This window comes from Streptomyces sp. NPDC111606 (assembly GCF_055656945.1).
In genome coordinates this window covers 15,562-30,901 of sequence record NZ_JBVKBY010000021.1, presented here as the reverse complement: position 1 = coordinate 30,901, position 15,340 = coordinate 15,562, and the positions used below count along the sequence as shown (strand labels likewise).

Annotated in this window: 16 protein-coding genes and 3 pseudogenes; 9 read left to right on the top strand and 10 right to left on the bottom strand. The window is 68.9% G+C overall.

The window, feature by feature from the left end:
* Position 1: 1 nt before the first annotated feature.
* Positions 2-835 carry an NAD(P)H-binding protein gene (locus ACZ7M7_RS42845; protein ID WP_472127058.1) on the bottom strand — a complete coding sequence of 278 codons (834 nt, stop codon included), beginning with the start codon at positions 833-835 and terminating at the stop codon, positions 2-4.
* 273 nt (positions 836-1,108) lie between these two features.
* Between ACZ7M7_RS42845 and ACZ7M7_RS42840 the strand changes: the two are divergent.
* The 3 genes and pseudogenes from ACZ7M7_RS42840 to ACZ7M7_RS42830 form a co-directional block, all read left to right on the top strand.
* Positions 1,109-1,256, top strand: a pseudogene (locus ACZ7M7_RS42840) (IS5/IS1182 family transposase); the annotation flags it as partial.
* An 88-nt stretch (positions 1,257-1,344) separates the two neighbouring features.
* The gene (locus tag ACZ7M7_RS42835) at positions 1,345-2,175 is read left to right on the top strand and encodes a tetratricopeptide repeat protein (RefSeq protein ID WP_472127056.1); all 831 of its coding nucleotides are present in this window, start codon (positions 1,345-1,347) and stop codon (positions 2,173-2,175) included.
* Between the two features lie 258 nt (positions 2,176-2,433).
* Positions 2,434-2,919 (top strand): hypothetical protein, encoded by a 486-nt coding sequence (locus tag ACZ7M7_RS42830; RefSeq protein WP_472127054.1) that lies wholly within the window; start codon positions 2,434-2,436, stop codon positions 2,917-2,919.
* Here ACZ7M7_RS42830 and ACZ7M7_RS42825 read toward each other — a convergent pair.
* Positions 2,912-3,427 (bottom strand): annotated as a pseudogene (locus ACZ7M7_RS42825) (transposase); the annotation flags it as partial. The gene ACZ7M7_RS42830 and the pseudogene ACZ7M7_RS42825 overlap by 8 nt on opposite strands.
* 242 nt (positions 3,428-3,669) lie before the next feature.
* Between ACZ7M7_RS42825 and ACZ7M7_RS42820 the strand changes: the two are divergent.
* Positions 3,670-4,503, top strand: a complete 834-nt coding sequence (locus ACZ7M7_RS42820; RefSeq protein WP_472127053.1) for a PIG-L family deacetylase — start codon at positions 3,670-3,672, stop codon at positions 4,501-4,503.
* An 87-nt stretch (positions 4,504-4,590) separates the two neighbouring features.
* On the opposite strand, the pseudogene ACZ7M7_RS42815 reads toward ACZ7M7_RS42820, so the two are convergent.
* The 8 genes and pseudogenes from ACZ7M7_RS42815 to ACZ7M7_RS42780 form a co-directional block, all read right to left on the bottom strand.
* Positions 4,591-4,726, bottom strand: a pseudogene (locus tag ACZ7M7_RS42815) (DUF6207 family protein); the annotation flags it as partial.
* Between the two features lie 141 nt (positions 4,727-4,867).
* Positions 4,868-5,092 (bottom strand): hypothetical protein, encoded by a 225-nt coding sequence (locus ACZ7M7_RS42810; protein ID WP_472127052.1) that lies wholly within the window; start codon positions 5,090-5,092, stop codon positions 4,868-4,870.
* 267 nt (positions 5,093-5,359) lie between these two features.
* Complete coding sequence (locus ACZ7M7_RS42805; RefSeq protein ID WP_472127050.1) at positions 5,360-6,388, bottom strand: Gfo/Idh/MocA family protein; 1,029 nt, start codon at positions 6,386-6,388, stop codon at positions 5,360-5,362.
* Positions 6,385-7,401: a Gfo/Idh/MocA family protein gene (locus tag ACZ7M7_RS42800; RefSeq protein ID WP_472127048.1), complete on the bottom strand. Its 1,017-nt coding sequence runs from the start codon at positions 7,399-7,401 to the stop codon at positions 6,385-6,387. Before ACZ7M7_RS42800 ends, ACZ7M7_RS42805 begins: the two co-directional genes overlap by 4 nt.
* Positions 7,398-8,084: an HAD family hydrolase gene (locus ACZ7M7_RS42795; protein ID WP_472127047.1), complete on the bottom strand. Its 687-nt coding sequence runs from the start codon at positions 8,082-8,084 to the stop codon at positions 7,398-7,400. The genes ACZ7M7_RS42800 and ACZ7M7_RS42795 overlap by 4 nt, the downstream gene beginning before the upstream one ends.
* 74 nt (positions 8,085-8,158) lie before the next feature.
* The gene (locus ACZ7M7_RS42790) at positions 8,159-8,623 is read right to left on the bottom strand and encodes a PTS sugar transporter subunit IIA (protein WP_472127045.1); all 465 of its coding nucleotides are present in this window, start codon (positions 8,621-8,623) and stop codon (positions 8,159-8,161) included.
* The gene (locus ACZ7M7_RS42785) at positions 8,620-8,850 is read right to left on the bottom strand and encodes a PTS sugar transporter subunit IIB (RefSeq protein ID WP_383631862.1); all 231 of its coding nucleotides are present in this window, start codon (positions 8,848-8,850) and stop codon (positions 8,620-8,622) included. The genes ACZ7M7_RS42790 and ACZ7M7_RS42785 overlap by 4 nt, the downstream gene beginning before the upstream one ends.
* A gap of 391 nt (positions 8,851-9,241) precedes the next feature.
* Positions 9,242-9,970, bottom strand: coding sequence for a GntR family transcriptional regulator (locus tag ACZ7M7_RS42780; protein WP_472127043.1), 729 nt, complete (start codon positions 9,968-9,970; stop codon positions 9,242-9,244).
* 316 nt (positions 9,971-10,286) lie between these two features.
* On the opposite strand from ACZ7M7_RS42780, the gene ACZ7M7_RS42775 reads away from it, so the two are divergent.
* The 5 genes from ACZ7M7_RS42775 to ACZ7M7_RS42755 are packed head-to-tail and all read left to right on the top strand — an operon-like array spanning position 10,287 to position 15,215.
* Complete coding sequence (locus ACZ7M7_RS42775) at positions 10,287-11,522, top strand: PTS transporter subunit EIIC (RefSeq protein WP_472127042.1); 1,236 nt, start codon at positions 10,287-10,289, stop codon at positions 11,520-11,522.
* 43 nt (positions 11,523-11,565) lie between these two features.
* Complete coding sequence (locus tag ACZ7M7_RS42770; RefSeq protein WP_472127040.1) at positions 11,566-11,832, top strand: HPr family phosphocarrier protein; 267 nt, start codon at positions 11,566-11,568, stop codon at positions 11,830-11,832.
* A complete protein-coding gene (gene ptsP, locus ACZ7M7_RS42765; protein ID WP_472127038.1) occupies positions 11,829-13,517 on the top strand; it encodes a phosphoenolpyruvate--protein phosphotransferase in 1,689 nt (562 codons plus the stop codon). Before ACZ7M7_RS42770 ends, ptsP begins: the two co-directional genes overlap by 4 nt.
* Position 13,518: 1 nt before the next feature.
* Positions 13,519-14,298 carry a glucosamine-6-phosphate deaminase gene (locus ACZ7M7_RS42760; RefSeq protein ID WP_472127036.1) on the top strand — a complete coding sequence of 260 codons (780 nt, stop codon included), beginning with the start codon at positions 13,519-13,521 and terminating at the stop codon, positions 14,296-14,298.
* Positions 14,298-15,215: an ROK family protein gene (locus ACZ7M7_RS42755; RefSeq protein ID WP_472127034.1), complete on the top strand. Its 918-nt coding sequence runs from the start codon at positions 14,298-14,300 to the stop codon at positions 15,213-15,215. The genes ACZ7M7_RS42760 and ACZ7M7_RS42755 overlap by 1 nt, the downstream gene beginning before the upstream one ends.
* Positions 15,216-15,340 lie beyond the last annotated feature (125 nt).

Here is a 15,340-nt window from a genome sequence, read left to right as displayed (position 1 = left end):
CTCAGCGGAAGAAGTCGGCGTTCTCCGCAGCCCATTGCTGGAACGGTCTGGCCGGGGAGCCGGTGACCCGTGAAACCGTGTCGCGTACCATCAGCAGCTCGTCATTGGCGTCTCCGCCCGTGACGTCGAGCACCGCATCCGCGGTCTCGTCTCCGAAGACTGCGGCCATCTGAGCGCGAGCCTCCTGCCGGCTGATCTCCGTGAAGGGCACATCCCGCCCGAGTGCTGCCGCGAGGGCCGCGACCTGCTGCCGGGCGGTCACCGGCTCTGGACCGGTCAAGGCATACGTCCGCCCCCGGTGGCCGGGCTCGGTCAGAGCTACCCGCGCCACCGACGCGATGTCCGCGGGGTGGATCGTGGGCAGCCCGGTGTCCGCGTACGGCGCACGGACCGTCTCACGGTCGCGGATCGAGGCCGCCCACATCAGAGCGTTCGAGGCGAACTGCGTCGGCCGCAGGATCGTCCAGGCCAAGCCGCTGTCCTGGAGCAGCCGCTCGACCGCCAGGTTCTCGCCGGCGGGGCCCAGATGCGGATGGGTCTGGACCGTGATGGACGACACCAGCACCACGTGCTCCACATTCGCCAGCCGGGCGGCCTCGAGGATGTCGGCGTCCGAACCCAGACGCGACACGAGAAACAGCGAGCGCACCCCCTCCAGTGCAGGCTTCAATGACTCCGTCTCCATGAAATCACCCTCAACGGCCTCGACCCCTTCGGGGAACGTGGCCCGTGCGGCGTCGCGTGTGAATCCTCTCAGCGGCCCCGCACCGCATCGGTGTAACTGCCTCAGCAGTGCACTTCCTATGTTTCCGGTGGCTCCGGTCACGAGGATCACGAGCGTGTTCTCCTGTCGTCACATGATCAGCTTGAGGACACGCTAGAAACTCAATCGCACTTCAGGTCAAGGAGACCCCTGGCTCTTCCTGCCGTCAGGAGCGAGCACGGACACCCCGGCGCTTCGTGCAGTGATTGCTCTCCAACTGCCACTGCCACTGCCTTTGCCGTCCGCCCGAGCGGCATCGGAACTCACCGACATTCAGAAGCGCGCAGACCCTTCAACGGCGTCCTTAGGCGGTGTCCTACATGGCAATTGGTCGATGGGCTGTCCATGGGGCGGGGTACGCGGAGTTGGATTGTTCCGGATGGCTTGTGGGAGATCGCCAGGCCGTTGATTGCAGGGTGGCGGGAAGCAGAACACCCCTGATGAGACGCTGTTCTCGGCGATCATCTACGTGCTGGCCCTGGCAGGCTGCTGGTCCCGGACCCGCCAAGGACGCAGGGGCTGCCGACCACCTCCGTCCCTCTTCGCCGAGCAGGCGGCCCATCATCCGTATGCTCCCGATCATGAGATTCTTCCGGTCGCGCGGCCGAAGCGGCGCCCAACGAATGACGGGAACGCCTGTGGCTGAGGCCAAAGCCCTTTACGAATCCGGGCGCTACGCCGAGGCGGAAGCCGAAGCCCGCGCCGTAGCCCGATCGCGGCCACGAGACGACGAGTACGCAGCCGTGGCGCTGAACATCGCCGCGATCGCGACGGGCGCCCAAGGCCGCCACGCCGAAGCACTCGCCACCTACGACGAAGCGCTGCCCGCCTTCAGGAGGATATTTGGAACCGATCACTGGCTGACCCTGAAGCTGCGCTCGGACCGCGCCCAGCAGATGACCTCGCTCGGTCAGCACACCGAGTGCGAGGCAGAATGTGCGGCCGTCGTCGAGGCCGCGGGCCGCGGTACCGGCCCGGAAATGTCACTCCTGGCAGCGGCCGCCCGCAATGGGCTGGTCTTCGCCCTCAATGCGCAGGGGCGCCACCACGAGGCCGAGGCACTCGCCCGCGAGGCCCTGGCCGCCTATCGCGAACGTGACCGGACGTCCCTCGTCCTGCGACTCGGCCTGGCTCGCAGCCTCAACGGCCAAGCCCGCCACGAAGATGCCCTCACCGAGGCGAAGGGCGCCGACAAGCTGTACCGTGCTCTGCCCGAATATCAGCGCCATCCTGATACGGGCGCCGTCGAACTGGCCTTTGCCAATGCTCTGTTGGGGTTGCGCCGCGCTCCCGATGCCCGTCGCCAGGCTGCCGCCGCTCACCATGCCTGCCTGGCCTCCTTCGGCCCGGACCACCGCCGCGCCGTCGAAGCCCGAACACTGCTCGAACATATCGACGGCAGTCGACCGTAAGCACAGCACACCCTCTCGGGGCGAGTCGCAGGCCGCTCCCTGGGGCGTCTCATCCAGCTGTCGCAACGCGCCGGAACAAGAGGTCATCTCACTCGGTGACGAGGCCACGCACACGATCGCGGCAGGCACCTCCAGGTCACCGTGCCGCCGGTGCTCCGATTCGTCGTGCTGTCTTCTCCGTCGCCCGGGGGTGCCCCTATGTCCTTGGCCAAGGGAAACGGGGGTGCGTTGGGTCGGCGGTTCGGGCAGCATGGCGGGGTGAGCGCCCTGCTGTGGGATGACGTGAAGTGCTTCTTCGACCTGGACTTGATGGGGTCGCTGCCCGACGTGCGTGTCCCGAATGCCTCGATGGAGGACTGGCAAGCGGTTCTCGATCTTGTCGCGGAGAAGGGCTGGAAGTGCCAGTACTCCGAGGGAGAGACGGTGCTTCCAGTGCCTCGGGCGGAGGCCGTGCTGTCCCGCCCGGCGGATGCCGAGTGCCCGGACCTGCGGGTCTGGCCGACCGCCGAGGTGTTGGCGATCTTCCGTTTCCACGCCGACGACGAAGTCGACTTCGACGTGGACCTGAGGGAGTTGCAGGGCCAGGTCCGACTTGATGTGCTCTGCGACTTCCTTCGGGAGATCGGGCGGCGTTTGGGTAAACCGGTGCTGATGGACCCGGAAGGCGAATACGGCCATCCAGTGCTCGGCTTCGACGTCGAGGCTGATCGAGTCGTTCTCCTCGCAGACCCTCAGGTCAGGTGACTGAGGCCGACGGCTGCGGTTCGTAGGAGGTCCCGTCGCGGAGCATCGCGAACAGCACGTCGGCCCGGCGCCTGGCGAGGCAGAGCAGGGCCTGGGTGCGGTGCTTGGCCTGGGCGGTCTTCTTGTCGTAGCAGGCCCGGGACGCGGGGTCGCCCAGGGCGGCGAACGCGGAGAGGAAGAAGGCGCGTTTGAGCTGCTTATTTCCCCGTCTGGAGGGCTGTTCACCGCGGATCGATGAGCCCGAGCTCCGGGTCGCTGGGGCGAGACCCGCGTAGGCGGCGAGGCGGCCGGCGGTCGGGAAGGTGCTGCCATCTCCGACCTCGATCAGAATCCTGGCTCCGGTCCTGACGCCGACTCCCGGCATGGACGTCAGGACCTTCGAAAGAGGGTGAGCCTCCAGCAGTTCCTCGATCCGCCCGGCCAGCAGCTTCCGCTGGTCAAGCACGGCTGTGAGCGAGGCGGCAAGGCTCGGGACGATCAGCGCGGCCGCGTCGGTGCCCAGTGCGACAGGACAATGCAGGTCGCGCCTATACCTCGTTTGCGTTGAAACACCCACGCCTGGAAGGCCAATCGGCCGCGCCGGGAACATCCGGTCCGGCCGGCACGGTTGCATCGACCGAGGGACCGGCGCCGCACGGGCGGGGAACACGGAGACCAGAGGGCCGTCCGCCCCACCAGGATCCGGGCCCCAGGAGCGGTACGCCCGCCGCGCATGCGGACCAAGACGTATTTTTGCAGGAGGACTGTTTCATGACTGACCGACCCTTGACGCTCATGGCGGTACACGCCCACCCCGACGACGAGGCCACCGGAACCGGAGGGGTCCTCGCGCGGTACGCGGCGGAAGGCATACGCACGGTTCTCGTGACATGCACCGACGGCGGTTGCGGTGACGGACCGGGCGGTGTCAAGCCGGGCGATCCCGGGCACGATCCGGCGGCCGTCGCCCTGATGCGCCGTCAAGAACTCGAGGCGAGCCGTGACGTCCTGAAGGTCAGCGATCTGGAGATGCTGGACTATGCCGACTCCGGGATGATGGGCTGGCCGAGCAACGACGCCCCCGGATCCTTCTGGCAGACCCCCGTGGCGGAAGGCGCGGCCCGACTCGCGGAACTCATGCGGCACTACCGACCAGATGTGGTCGTCACCTACGACGAGAACGGCTTCTACGGTCACCCCGATCACATCCAGGCCCACCGCATCACGATGGCGGCGCTGGAGATGACCGCGCTGACACCGAAGGTGTACTGGACCACGATGCCCCGCTCGGGGATGCAGCGGTTCGGGGAGATCATGCGCGAGTTTCATCCGGACATGCCGGAGCCGGATCCCGCCGAGGCCGCCGCAATGGCCGAGATCGGCCTCCCCGACGATGAGATCACCACGTGGGTGGACACCACCGCGTTCAGCGGCCAGAAGTTCGACGCGCTGGCCGCGCACGCCAGCCAGGGCGAGAACATCTTCTTCCTCAAGATGGGCAAGGAGAGGTTCGGCGAGCTGATGGGCATGGAGACCTTCGTGCGTGTCCAGGACGCCACCGGCGCGGCCGTACCCGAGAACGATCTCTTCGCCGGACTGCGCTGATCCGCCCATCCGGAGCGATGTCGCCCGGCTGCAGCGTTGTCCCAGCGGTGCGGCTGCCGTGTGTGCTGGGTTGAGTGTCTACCCGTGTCAGGTTCCTTGCCGCAGGTCCAGGAAGCAGTGCAGCCGTACACCGGGCTCACCGGGCTGCCGGTTCGTGCGGTCCGCCGGCGCGATGGCCCACTGTCTGGCGAGCAGCTCCTGGACGGCGAGGGTGGTCGCGTCGTCGGACCTCCACCACGGCCAGCCCCGGCTCCGCTACATGAGCTTTGTTGATCGGCTTCATGCACGGCCTGACGCGTCGCCGCCCGCAGAAGTTCTTCCACTTCGGCGGCTTCACCCGACCGAGTAGGGCACCATCCGTTCGTCAGGATGAGGCGGGGGCGCGGTCGGGCTGACGGCTGCTGACGTATCGCACCCCTGGGCCCCACTTCTCCAGGGCGCGGCTCATGCACCACTGGCACAGCGGCTGGCCACCGCGGCCGTACTTGTGCGTCTTGCGGTGGCATGTGGAGCACGGCCCGACCTGGTCACCGGGGCAGACGAGCGCGGAAGGGTCCGGCTCGGTGACCGCGGGCGGGGGAGTTGTCATCGCATTTTCCTGTTCTGGGTGACACGTACCCATCACCTCGACCGCAGGATAGCCCGCCCTTTGGCACGACTGTTCGAGCCGAGCCCCGGAGCGCACGGGTGGCGGCCTCTACGTGTGGTGGTAGCGGTAGTAGATCTGCTGGGCGATCACTGCGAGCCGGAACAGGCAGGAGCAGGGCGTCGTGTGGGGGCTGCCGGGTTCGGTGGTGCAGACGCCGATGCGTTGGCCAGGGGCCTTGAAATGCGCCGTGCCTTGAGTAGCGCCTGCTCATGTCGCGCGGGAGGTGGTGGTGGGCTGGCCGGTGCGGAGGGATTCGTATGCGGCGAGGACGATGCGCAGGGTGCGCAGTCCTGCGTGTCCGTCGGGGTGGACGCGTTGGCCGGTGCGGGCGGCGGTGAGGAAGGTGTTGAGCATGGCGGCGTTGAGGTCGATTCCGGTGGCTTCCCAACGGGGTGTGGCCTGGGGGGTGTTGTAGCCGGTGAGGAGGGGCGGGAAGGCGTCGAACTCGGCCAGGGCGCGTTCGGTGACGCAGATGAGGCTCAGGCCGCCCCAGGTGGGGTGGGTGGCAGGGTGGCTCCAGCTGCAGTCGATGGTGGCGATCAAGCCACGCGGATAGGTCAGAGTGACCAGGCCGGCGGTCTCGACGCCTTCCGCTGCCCCGTCGTGGGCGGGGGAGAGGTGGCCGTTGGCGACCGCGTAGACGTGGGTGGGCTGTTCGCCGTCGAGGAGGACGTCGAGGAGGTCGGCGATGTGGACGGTGTGATCCATGACCGCGCCGCCTCCGGCCAGTGCGGGATCGGAGAACCACGAGCGCTCCAGGGCGGGCGGGGAGGAGTTGTTGACGCCGTGGACGCTCAGGAGCCGACCGAGTGAGCCGTCTGTGAGGCTGTGTCGCAGGGAGGCGAAGGCGGGGTGGAAGCGTACGGGGTAGGCGGTCATGAGGTTGACGCCGGCCTTGTCACAGGCGTCGATCATGGCGCGTGCGTCGGGCTCGGTGGTGGCCAGGGGCTTTTCGCACAGGACGTGGGCGCCTGCCGCTGCTGCCTGTTCGACGAGGTGCCGGTGCCGGGTGTTTTCACTGGTGACGATGACGGCGCGAGGCTGTTCGGCGAGGACTGCTTCATAGCTGGAGCGGTAGGAGATGCCCAGCTCGTCGGCGAGTGCCTTGCCGCGTGTGGGGTCTGCGGGGTCGGAGTCGGGGTCGGCGGCGATGAGTTCGATGTCGGAGCGCTCGCGCAGCAGTTCCAGGTACGTCGCTGCGTGGACATGGGCGAAGGACAGGACGGCGACCTTCATCGGTGGTTTTCCTTCGCGCGCGTGGGCGGGTGGGTGTCGTTGAGCGAGACGGCCTGTCCGGTGGCGGCGGATTGCCGCGCTGCTGCGGCGATGCGGACGGCCGCGACGCCGTCGTGGGCGCTGACCCGGGGCGCCGGGCCGCCCTGGAACGCGGTTGAGAACTCGCGTATCTGGGTGGCGAACGGGTCCTCACCGAAGTCACCGGTCGGTACACCGTCGCCCTGGGCGGCGGGGTGGCCGCTCACCCGCAGAGACGGGTGGGCGAGGGAGTCGTGGGTGAGGGTGCCGTCGGAGCCGGCGACATGGAAGGTGTAGCGGAACGGGGTGGCAGGCGGGCCCCATACGCCCAGGACCTGGGAGATCACGCCGGTTTCGTGGGTGAGGGTGGCGCTTCCGGAGGCCACGGGGCCGTCGGGGGCGGTGGGGTTGCCACGCTGGGTGGCGTGGATGCTGACAACCTCGCCGAAGAGCCACCGGGCGATGTCGATGTCATGGAGCATCTGGTCGGTGACGATGCCGCCGGACAGTGCGGGGTCGGCGAACCAGTCGCTCCATGTGGGATAGCGGCCGGTGCGGGTGAAGCGGGCCACAGCGATGTGTCCCAGCGCTCCGGAGGTGACGGCGTCATGGAGGCGGACGTAGGCGGGGAAGAACCGCACCACGTGGCCGGGGTAGAGCAGGCGTCCTGCCTTGCGGGCCGAATCGGCCATGTGATGGGCGTGATGCGGCGTCAGAGCGAGCGGCTTCTCGCACAGGACGTGTGCTCCGGCCTCGAACGCGGCCAGGGCGATGTCGTGGTGGGTGGTGGTGGGCGTGCAGATGTCGGCGACTTCCGCCCAGTGGAGGGCCTCCTCCATGGAGGAGGCCTCGATGAGGCCGAACTCCTCGGCGAGGAGGGCGGCTTGGCCGTCGGTGGAGAAGATGCGGATACGTGCCCCGAGGGCGATCCAGGCCGGCACGTGGGTGCGGGCGATGAACCCGGCACCGATCACGGCCACATCAAGTCTGCTCATGCTCGGTTCTCCTCGTCGTCGCTGCCTGCCGCCGTAGTGCGTGCCTGGAGGGCGCCACGGACGCCGCGCACGCGGGCGGGGGTGAGGTCGGAAACGGTCCAGCGCGCTCCGGCGCCGGTGAGGCCGGCCGCGGCGGTCGTGGTGGTGACACCGACGATGTCTCGTACACCGGCGGCGACCAGGGCACGCACACCTGACGGCGAGTCCTCGAACGCCAGGCAGTGCTCGGGACGGGCGCGCAGGGCCGCGCAGGCCTTCAGGTAGCCCTCGGGCGAGGGCTTGCCCGCAGTGGTGTCCTCTGAGGTGATGACCACGTCGACCAAGTGCTGTACGCCGAGGACTTTGCCCAGGAGGTGGTGTGCCCACGGGGCACTGGCACTGGTGATGACGGCCACCGGGTACTTCACGCGCAGCTGCTGGATGAGTGCGGCGGCGCCGGGCACCACCTTGACGCTGCCGGCGTGTTCCAGGGTGAAGGCGGTCATGGTGGAGAGCACGGCTGCGGCGTCGGTGCCCGTCCAGGGCCCGGGAACGGCGGCGATGACGTCAGCGGGCCGTCGCCCCATGTAGTGCTGCTCGTAGTCGGTGTCGGTCACTGTGACGGCCCAGGTGTCGAAGAACGCCTGCCAGGCGAGGCGGTGGACCTCTTCACTCAGGACGAGGGTTCCGTCCAGGTCCAGCAAGACTGCCTCGCACCGGCCCCGGGAGCTGGAAGCGCGTTCGCCCCGCTGCCTCGGCAGGCCGCGGCGGGCGGCCGTCACGACGCCGCCCAGCTGAACATCAGGGCCCCGGCCCGCACCGGTCCGGTAGCCGCCGGCGCCTGCGCAGATCCGGGCGGGCTGTCGAGGACGACGACGGGACAGATCGCGGACAGACCGCGCGCGCGAACCGCGCCGGGGTCGAATGTGACCACATTCCGGCCGACGTCGACCTGTTCCCCTTCGGTGACACGAGTGCGGAATCCTTCTCCGTTCAGCCGGACGGTGTCGATGCCCAGGTGTACCAGGACGGCCGCCCCGCCGGCGGTCCGGATGACGAACGCATGCGGGCGCACCGTGGCGATCTGTCCGGCGACAGGGGCCGCGACGTCGACGGGCCCCGCGTTGTCGGCGGGCTCCACCGCCAATCCCGACCCCAACATCTGGGCGGCGAAGACCGGGTCCGGGACCTTGCCGAGCGTCGCGAGGGCCCCGGAGAGCGGGGCATAGACCGCAAGCCTCACAGCAGCTCCTTGATGTCCTCGGCCAAAGCGTCCGCCTCCGGACCCACGACGACCTGTACGACACCGGCCGAGACGAGTACGCCTAGAGCCCCTGCCCTCTTGAGAGCGCCGATGTCGACGGTGTCCGCGTCGTGCACCTCGGTGCGGAGTCTGGTGATGCAGGCCTCGATCTCGGCGATGTTCCCGGCTCCGCCGAGCCCCTCGACGATCAACCGCGCTTTGGACATGAGTGCTCCTTGATGGATGAGCGTGCTGAATGGCGCTTCACGCCGAATCGAGTGCGACAACTGGTAATAACCAGTAACGACCAGAGGGTAGCGGCTGGGGGTTCGATGGGCAAGTAAGACATGGGCATGTCAATTCATTGGCGGAGTGCGGGCGGGCTGTGGCGGTCGGGAGGCCCGCCCCCGGCGGGCTGCAGGTGATGGGGCCTCGGAGGCCGCGAGAGGTGTGCCTTCGCCGATGCCCGGCGGTGAGGCCACTGCCGGAGGCGCAGGACCGGCTCGACCCTCTGTACTGGAGGGGCGTGAGGTCGGCCGTGGGGGACCTGTCGAGGGGCTGTGGTCCTCCATTGCGCCCGGACCGTGAGCGCTCGCCCCCCGGGCGGGGCGGGAAAGGTCAGCGGTCGGAGAGGGTCATGTGCAGCTGGTAGCGGTCCGCGCGGAACCATGAGTATGCGTGCTCGACGGGCTGCTCACCGCTGTAGGCAATGCGGTCGAAGGTCATGACGGGAGTGCCCTTGCGGATGCCCAGGAGCGCGGCGGTCTCCGGCGAAGCCGGTCCGGCTCCGACTGTCTGCTCCGCGCGGCTGACCGGCCATCCAAAGCGGGAGTCGAGGGTGTCGTAGACCGACGCCGTGAAGTCGATCGAGTCCAGTTCGGGCAGGAGTTGTGCGTCGTACCAGGCGTCCTCGACGGAGATGGGAGTCCCGTCGGCCAGTCGGAGGCGGCGGACATGCCATGCCTGCTGCTCCTCGGTCATCCGCAAGGCCGCGGCGGCGGCCGGCGTGGCGGGTTCCTTGTCGATCGAGAGGACAACGGTGCCCGGCTCCAGGCCGAGTCGGCGCATGTCTTCGTGGAAGGAGGCGAGGCCGAGTTCTGAGCGGTGGGTCCGTTCGGCCACGAAGGTGCCGCGCCCGTGCACCCGCACGGCCAGTCCCTCCGAAACGAGTTGGCTCAGGGCTTCGCGCACCGTCACCCGGCTGACGCCGTGATCGAGGCACAGCTGCCGCTCGCTCGGCAGGGCGTCGCCGGGAGAGAGCTGGTTGGTGCACATGTCGACCAGGATCGCGCGCAGCTGGGCGTGCTTGGGAACCATGCTTTTGCCGGCGATCTGCTGTGCAGCCACTGTGACTCCTGTCGATTCCGGGAGGCTCCGCCGCCCTCCCTGGCTGGTTACTACCAGTATGCAGCATGCGTCGCTCCCCGAAGGCGCCGCAGTTCCACCTGTGCCGACTTGAGGCCGGCTCACGGCTTCTCGGCGGCAGCCTGGAGTTCTGTTGCGTCTGGGCATTGACACGTTCAGAGCGCAGGGTCATTCTGTCTGGCAACTGGTCATTACCAGACGCTACCAGCTGGGCTCGGCTCATCCAGCAGCTCCGCGCCGCTGCGTTCCTGCCCGGCTCTCCGTGCTTCCCTCCCTCCGCTCACCTTCGAGGTTCGTCATGAGCACCGTCACGTCCACATCCGCAGGCCGCCGTCCGGGCCTCGCAGGCCTGCAGAAACTCGGCCGCAGCCTGATGTTGCCCATCGCCACGCTGCCCGCCGCGGGTCTGCTTCTTCGACTGGGGCAGGACGATGTCCTGGGCCGGTTCTCCGCTCTGCAGGACACCGCACACGTGATCTCCGCCGCCGGTGGAGCCCTGTTCACGCACCTGCCGCTGATCTTCGCCGTCGGCATCGCCATCGGGTTCGCAAAGAAGGCGGACGGCTCCACAGCGCTGGCCGCAGTGGTCGGATACCTCGTCCTCGACGGCGTCTTCACCGCAATGTCGCCGGTCGTCCTGGAAGGAAGGAAAGACCTCGCGGGCGAACAGGCCGTCGTCAACTTCGGCGTCCTCGGCGGCATCATCATCGGTCTGCTCGCCGCGATGCTGTGGCAACGCTTCTACCGCACCGCACTCCCGCCCTACCTCGGCTTCTTCAGCGGCCGACGGCTCGTGCCCATCCTGACCGCCTTCACCGCACTGGTGGTCGGAGTCCTGATGAGCCTGGTCTATCCCCTGTTCAATAGCGGCCTCACCTCGGTCGGCGAGGCCGTCGATGACAACAGCATCGTCGGCGGCGGTATCTACGGAATGGCGAACAAGCTGCTCATTCCGCTCGGCCTGCACCACATTCTCAACTCTGTCGTGTGGTTCATCATCGGCGACTACCAGGGCGCCCACGGAGATCTGAACCGGTTCTTCGCCGGCGACCCCGAGGCGGGCATCTTCATGACCGGATTCTTCCCGATCATGATGTTCGCCCTTCCCGCCGCCGCCCTGGCCATCTGGCGCGAGGCCCGCCCCGAACACCGCAAGGCCGTCGGCGGGATCATGCTCTCCGCCGGCCTCACCAGCTTCCTGACCGGCATCACCGAGCCGATCGAGTTCGCCTTCCTCTTCGTCGCCTGGCCCCTGTACCTGGCCCACGCGGTGCTGACGGGAACGTCTCTCGCCCTGGTCAACGCACTCGACATCCACCACGGGTTCACCTTCTCCTCCGGGCTCATCGACTACGTCCTCAACTGGGGCAAGGCCACCCACCCGCTGCTGCTCATCCCGATCGGCCTGGGCTACGCCCTCCTCTACTACGTGCTGTTCCGCTTCGTCATCCGCCGCTGGAACCTGCGCACTCCCGGACGTGAGGAGGACAGCCCGGAGACAGGCCAGGAACGCCAGCCCCAGCCCGCCGCCTGACAGGGCTCGTACAAACACCCTCCCTTTGAAAGGAAACCGTTCAATGGCGCAGCGCGTCGTCTCCATCGGCTCCCGCAGTGGCCTGCACGCAAGGCCCGCCGCCACCTTCGTGCAGGCCGCCTCCCAGGCGCCTGTGCCGGTCACGATCGCTATCGACGGCAAGAGCCCGGTGGCCGCCGACAGCGTGCTGGGCGTCATGACGCTCGGCGCCCGCTACGGCGACCAGGTCACGCTGACCGCGGAAGGCGATCAGGCCGAGGCCGTCCTGGACGAACTGGCAGGCATGCTGGGCAAGGAGCTCGACGCGTGAGCGCTGCTTTCGTCACGATGACCGGCTACGGCGTCAGCCCCGGCCTGGCGTGTGCACCCCTGGTCCGCATGACACCGCCGGTCGTCACCGACCCCGACGAAGAACCGGGGGCTGACCCCGGCCACGAAGTACAGCGGATCCGTCAAGCGCTCACCGACGTCGCCGCGCAGCTCACCGCCATCGCGACCGGCGGCACCGCGGGCGCGATCCTGGAAGCGGTTGCTGCCATGGCCGGCGACCCCGCTCTCGTCCGCGCCGCCGCCGACCACATCGGCAAGGGCATGGCCACCGCCCACAGTCTCTCCCTCGCGATCGACGAGTACTGCGCCCAACTCGAGGAAACCGGCGGCTACATGGCCGAACGCGCGGCCGATCTGCGCGACATCCGCAACCGGGCCGTCGCACTTCTGCTCGACGTGCCCTTGCCCGGCATACCCCGGCCCGGACACCCGTTCATCCTCGCCGCCGAGGACCTGTCCCCGGCCGACACCGCGCAACTGGCCGAAGGCGACGTGGTGGGCCTGCTCACCGAACGGGGCGGCCCGACCGGCCACACCGCCATCCTCGCCCGCAGTCTCGGCCTGCCCGCCGTGGTCGGATGCCCCCAGGCCGCGACCCTGCCGCACGGCACACTCGTCCTCCTGGACGGATGGGCCGGCGCCGTCGAGCCGCACCCCTCGGCCCAGCGTCGGCAGCAGGCCGTGGAAGCCGCGCTCGTGCGCACACAACCGCGGGCCACGGGGCCGGGTCACACGGCCGACCAGCACGCCGTGACGCTCCTGTCCAACATCGGCACCCTGGCGGACGCCGCCCGAGCGGCGCAGGCCGACAACGAGGGCGTGGGGCTGTTCCGCACCGAATTCCTTTTCCTGAGCCGCCGTGAACCCCCCACGCTTGAGGAACAGATCCAGGCGTACTCGCAGGTCTTCACTGCCTTCGAAGATCGCCCAGTGACCGTGCGCACCCTGGACGCAGGCTCCGACAAACCCCTGCCTTTCCTGCATCTGCCCCGCGAGGACAACCCCGCTCTCGGGATCCGGGGACTGCGCACGGCCACGTTGCGCCCCGGCATTGTGGAAACCCAGCTCCAGGCACTCGTCACCGCCCAGCGCCGTACCGGGGCACGGATGAGGGTCATGGCGCCGATGGTCTCCACCGCCCAGGAAGCCGCCGAGTTCGCGGCCCTCGCCCGCAGCTGCGGCGTGCAGACCGTGGGGATCATGATCGAAGTCCCCTCCGCTGCTCTCGGCGCCGACCGCGTGCTCCAGCACGTCGATTTCGTCAGCATCGGAACCAACGACCTGTCCCAGTACACCCTGGCCGCCGACCGGACGTCCCACACCTTGGGCCACCTCCTGGACCCATGGCAGCATGCCCTGCTCACACTGGTCGCCCATGTATGCCGCGCCGCCGCGGTGCTGAGCCGGCCTGTCGGTGTGTGCGGCGAGGCAGCCGCGGACCCGCTGCTGGCGCTGGTCCTGGCCGGCCTCGGAGTGAGCAGCCTGTCCATGGCCGCCCCGGCCGTCGCCGCCGTCCGCGACGCGCTGGCCCAGTTCACGCTGGTGCAGTGCCGCAGCCTCGCGGATGCCGTACTCGACGCGCCCGGGCCCGCTGCGGCACGCGATACCGCCCGGCAGATGAGCGACGCGTTCCGCACGACCGCCCGTGACCGGGAGGGGCTGTGAGATGGAGGTCGTGATCCGCCCCGACGCCGACGATGCCGGCCGGACAGTCGCCGGCATCGTCGAGCAGTCACTGGCCGACGGTGTGACAACGCTCGGACTGGCCACCGGCTCCTCGCTTCTGAGGGTCTACCGCGACCTGGCCCGTCGCCATCGTCACGAGGGCCTCAGCTTCAGTGGCGTCGAGGCTTTCCTGCTCGACGACTACATCGGGCTCCCGGCCCTGAGTCCGCAGACCCTCGCTCAAGTGATACGACGTGAACTGACCGATCACATCGACCTCGATCCCGCACGGCTCCACCTGCCGTGCGGCACAGCACCCGATCCCGCTGCAGAGGCGCGCCGCTTCGAGCAGTACCTGACCGAGGCGGGGCCTGTCGGCCTGCAACTGCTCGGGATCGGGGTCAACGGCCACCTCGGCGCCAACGAGCCGGGCTCCTCACTGGGCTCACGCACCCGGCTCAAGACCCTCTCGGAGGACACCCGCCGGGACCATGCTCGTTTCTTCGGCGGCATCGACGGCGTCCCCCGCCATGTCATCACCCAGGGGCTCGCCACGATCGGTGAGGCAGACCACCTGGTGCTGATCGCCACTGGTCCCCACAAGGCCCGCGCGGTGGCCGCTGCCGTGGAAGGCCCCCTCACCGCGGCCTGCCCCGCCTCGATCCTCCAATTGCACCCCCACGCCACCGTCGTCGTGGACGAACTCGCCGCAGCCCAGCTCCAACAGCAGGCCTACTACCGCTGCATCGCCCGTCACAAGCCCGTCGGCCAAAGGTACTGATGACACGCCCCGCGCACGTTGTAGCCGTCGACCTCGGCGGCACCACGATCAAGGCAGCCCGCTACGGGCCCCAGGGGCTTGCCGAGGAGACCCTGCGTATCCCCACTCCTTCCTCCAAAGGGCAGGATGCCGTCGTCGCCGCAGTCGTGCAGGCAGCCACGGCACTGGTCGGGCCGGGCGTCCGCGCCGTCGGCCTGTGCGCCCCCGGACTGATCGACACCGAGACCGGAGTGATCCACTACGCGGCCAACCTCGGCCTGCGCGACGCGGCCCTCGCCGCGGCCGTGGCCGACGCGGTGGGCTTGCCGGTCACTCTCCAGCACGATGTGAGGGCTGCCTGCCTGGCCGAGCGACAGCTCGGGCTGGGCACCGACGTGAGCGACCTGCTCGTGGTCGTGCTGGGCACCGGCCTGGCCGCGGGAATCATCAGCGACGGCCGCCCCATACGAGGCGGGACCGGCATCGCCGGTGAGTTCGGCCACATCCCCGTGCACGCCGATGGCGAACGGTGCTCCTGCAGCCAGCGCGGATGCGTCGAGGCCTACGCCGGAGGACAGGCGATGATCCGCCGCTACCGCCGCACCGGCAAGAGTGCGGAAACCGCCGCGGACATCATCGCGCGCCTGGGCACTGATGCCGATGCCGACCGCATCTGGTCCGAGGCGACAGACGCCCTCGGCCGGGCACTGGTCACCTCAACCCTCCTGCTCGATCACCAACGCATCGTCCTGGCAGGCGGCGTGACCGCGGCCGGACCACGCCTCACGGTCCCCGTCCGTCGCAGCCTGCAACGGGGACTCGCCTGGCGCACAGCGCCGACGGTGGAGATCTCCCCGCTCGGCGCGGGCGCGGGACTCCTCGGGGCGGCCCTGTACGCCGTGACAGCCACGGGTCCGGCTCCGGCCCCGGTGAGTTGAGCCTCGGGGCGCCCACCCAGGCATACGCACAGCGTGACCACGACATGCGGTAGCAGATCCGCCCCGCTGCCGCGCCATACGAGTGGACGGAAGGTCAGGTGACCACATGTGGCCCCGAACGCGAC

Coding starts and splice junctions, on each gene's coding strand:
- ACZ7M7_RS42805 (WP_472127050.1), bottom strand. CDS start 6,388: ATGAAGGTCGCCGTCCTGTCCTTCGCCCATGTCCACGCAGCGACGTAC.
- ACZ7M7_RS42810 (WP_472127052.1), bottom strand. CDS start 5,092: ATGACAACTCCCCCGCCCGCGGTCACCGAGCCGGACCCTTCCGCGCTC.
- ACZ7M7_RS42785 (WP_383631862.1), bottom strand. CDS start 8,850: ATGTCCAAAGCGCGGTTGATCGTCGAGGGGCTCGGCGGAGCCGGGAAC.
- ACZ7M7_RS42760 (WP_472127036.1), top strand. CDS start 13,519: ATGGAGGTCGTGATCCGCCCCGACGCCGACGATGCCGGCCGGACAGTC.
- ACZ7M7_RS42800 (WP_472127048.1), bottom strand. CDS start 7,401: ATGAGCAGACTTGATGTGGCCGTGATCGGTGCCGGGTTCATCGCCCGC.
- ACZ7M7_RS42820 (WP_472127053.1), top strand. CDS start 3,670: ATGACTGACCGACCCTTGACGCTCATGGCGGTACACGCCCACCCCGAC.
- ACZ7M7_RS42770 (WP_472127040.1), top strand. CDS start 11,566: ATGGCGCAGCGCGTCGTCTCCATCGGCTCCCGCAGTGGCCTGCACGCA.
- ACZ7M7_RS42775 (WP_472127042.1), top strand. CDS start 10,287: ATGAGCACCGTCACGTCCACATCCGCAGGCCGCCGTCCGGGCCTCGCA.
- ACZ7M7_RS42835 (WP_472127056.1), top strand. CDS start 1,345: ATGAGATTCTTCCGGTCGCGCGGCCGAAGCGGCGCCCAACGAATGACG.
- ACZ7M7_RS42755 (WP_472127034.1), top strand. CDS start 14,298: ATGACACGCCCCGCGCACGTTGTAGCCGTCGACCTCGGCGGCACCACG.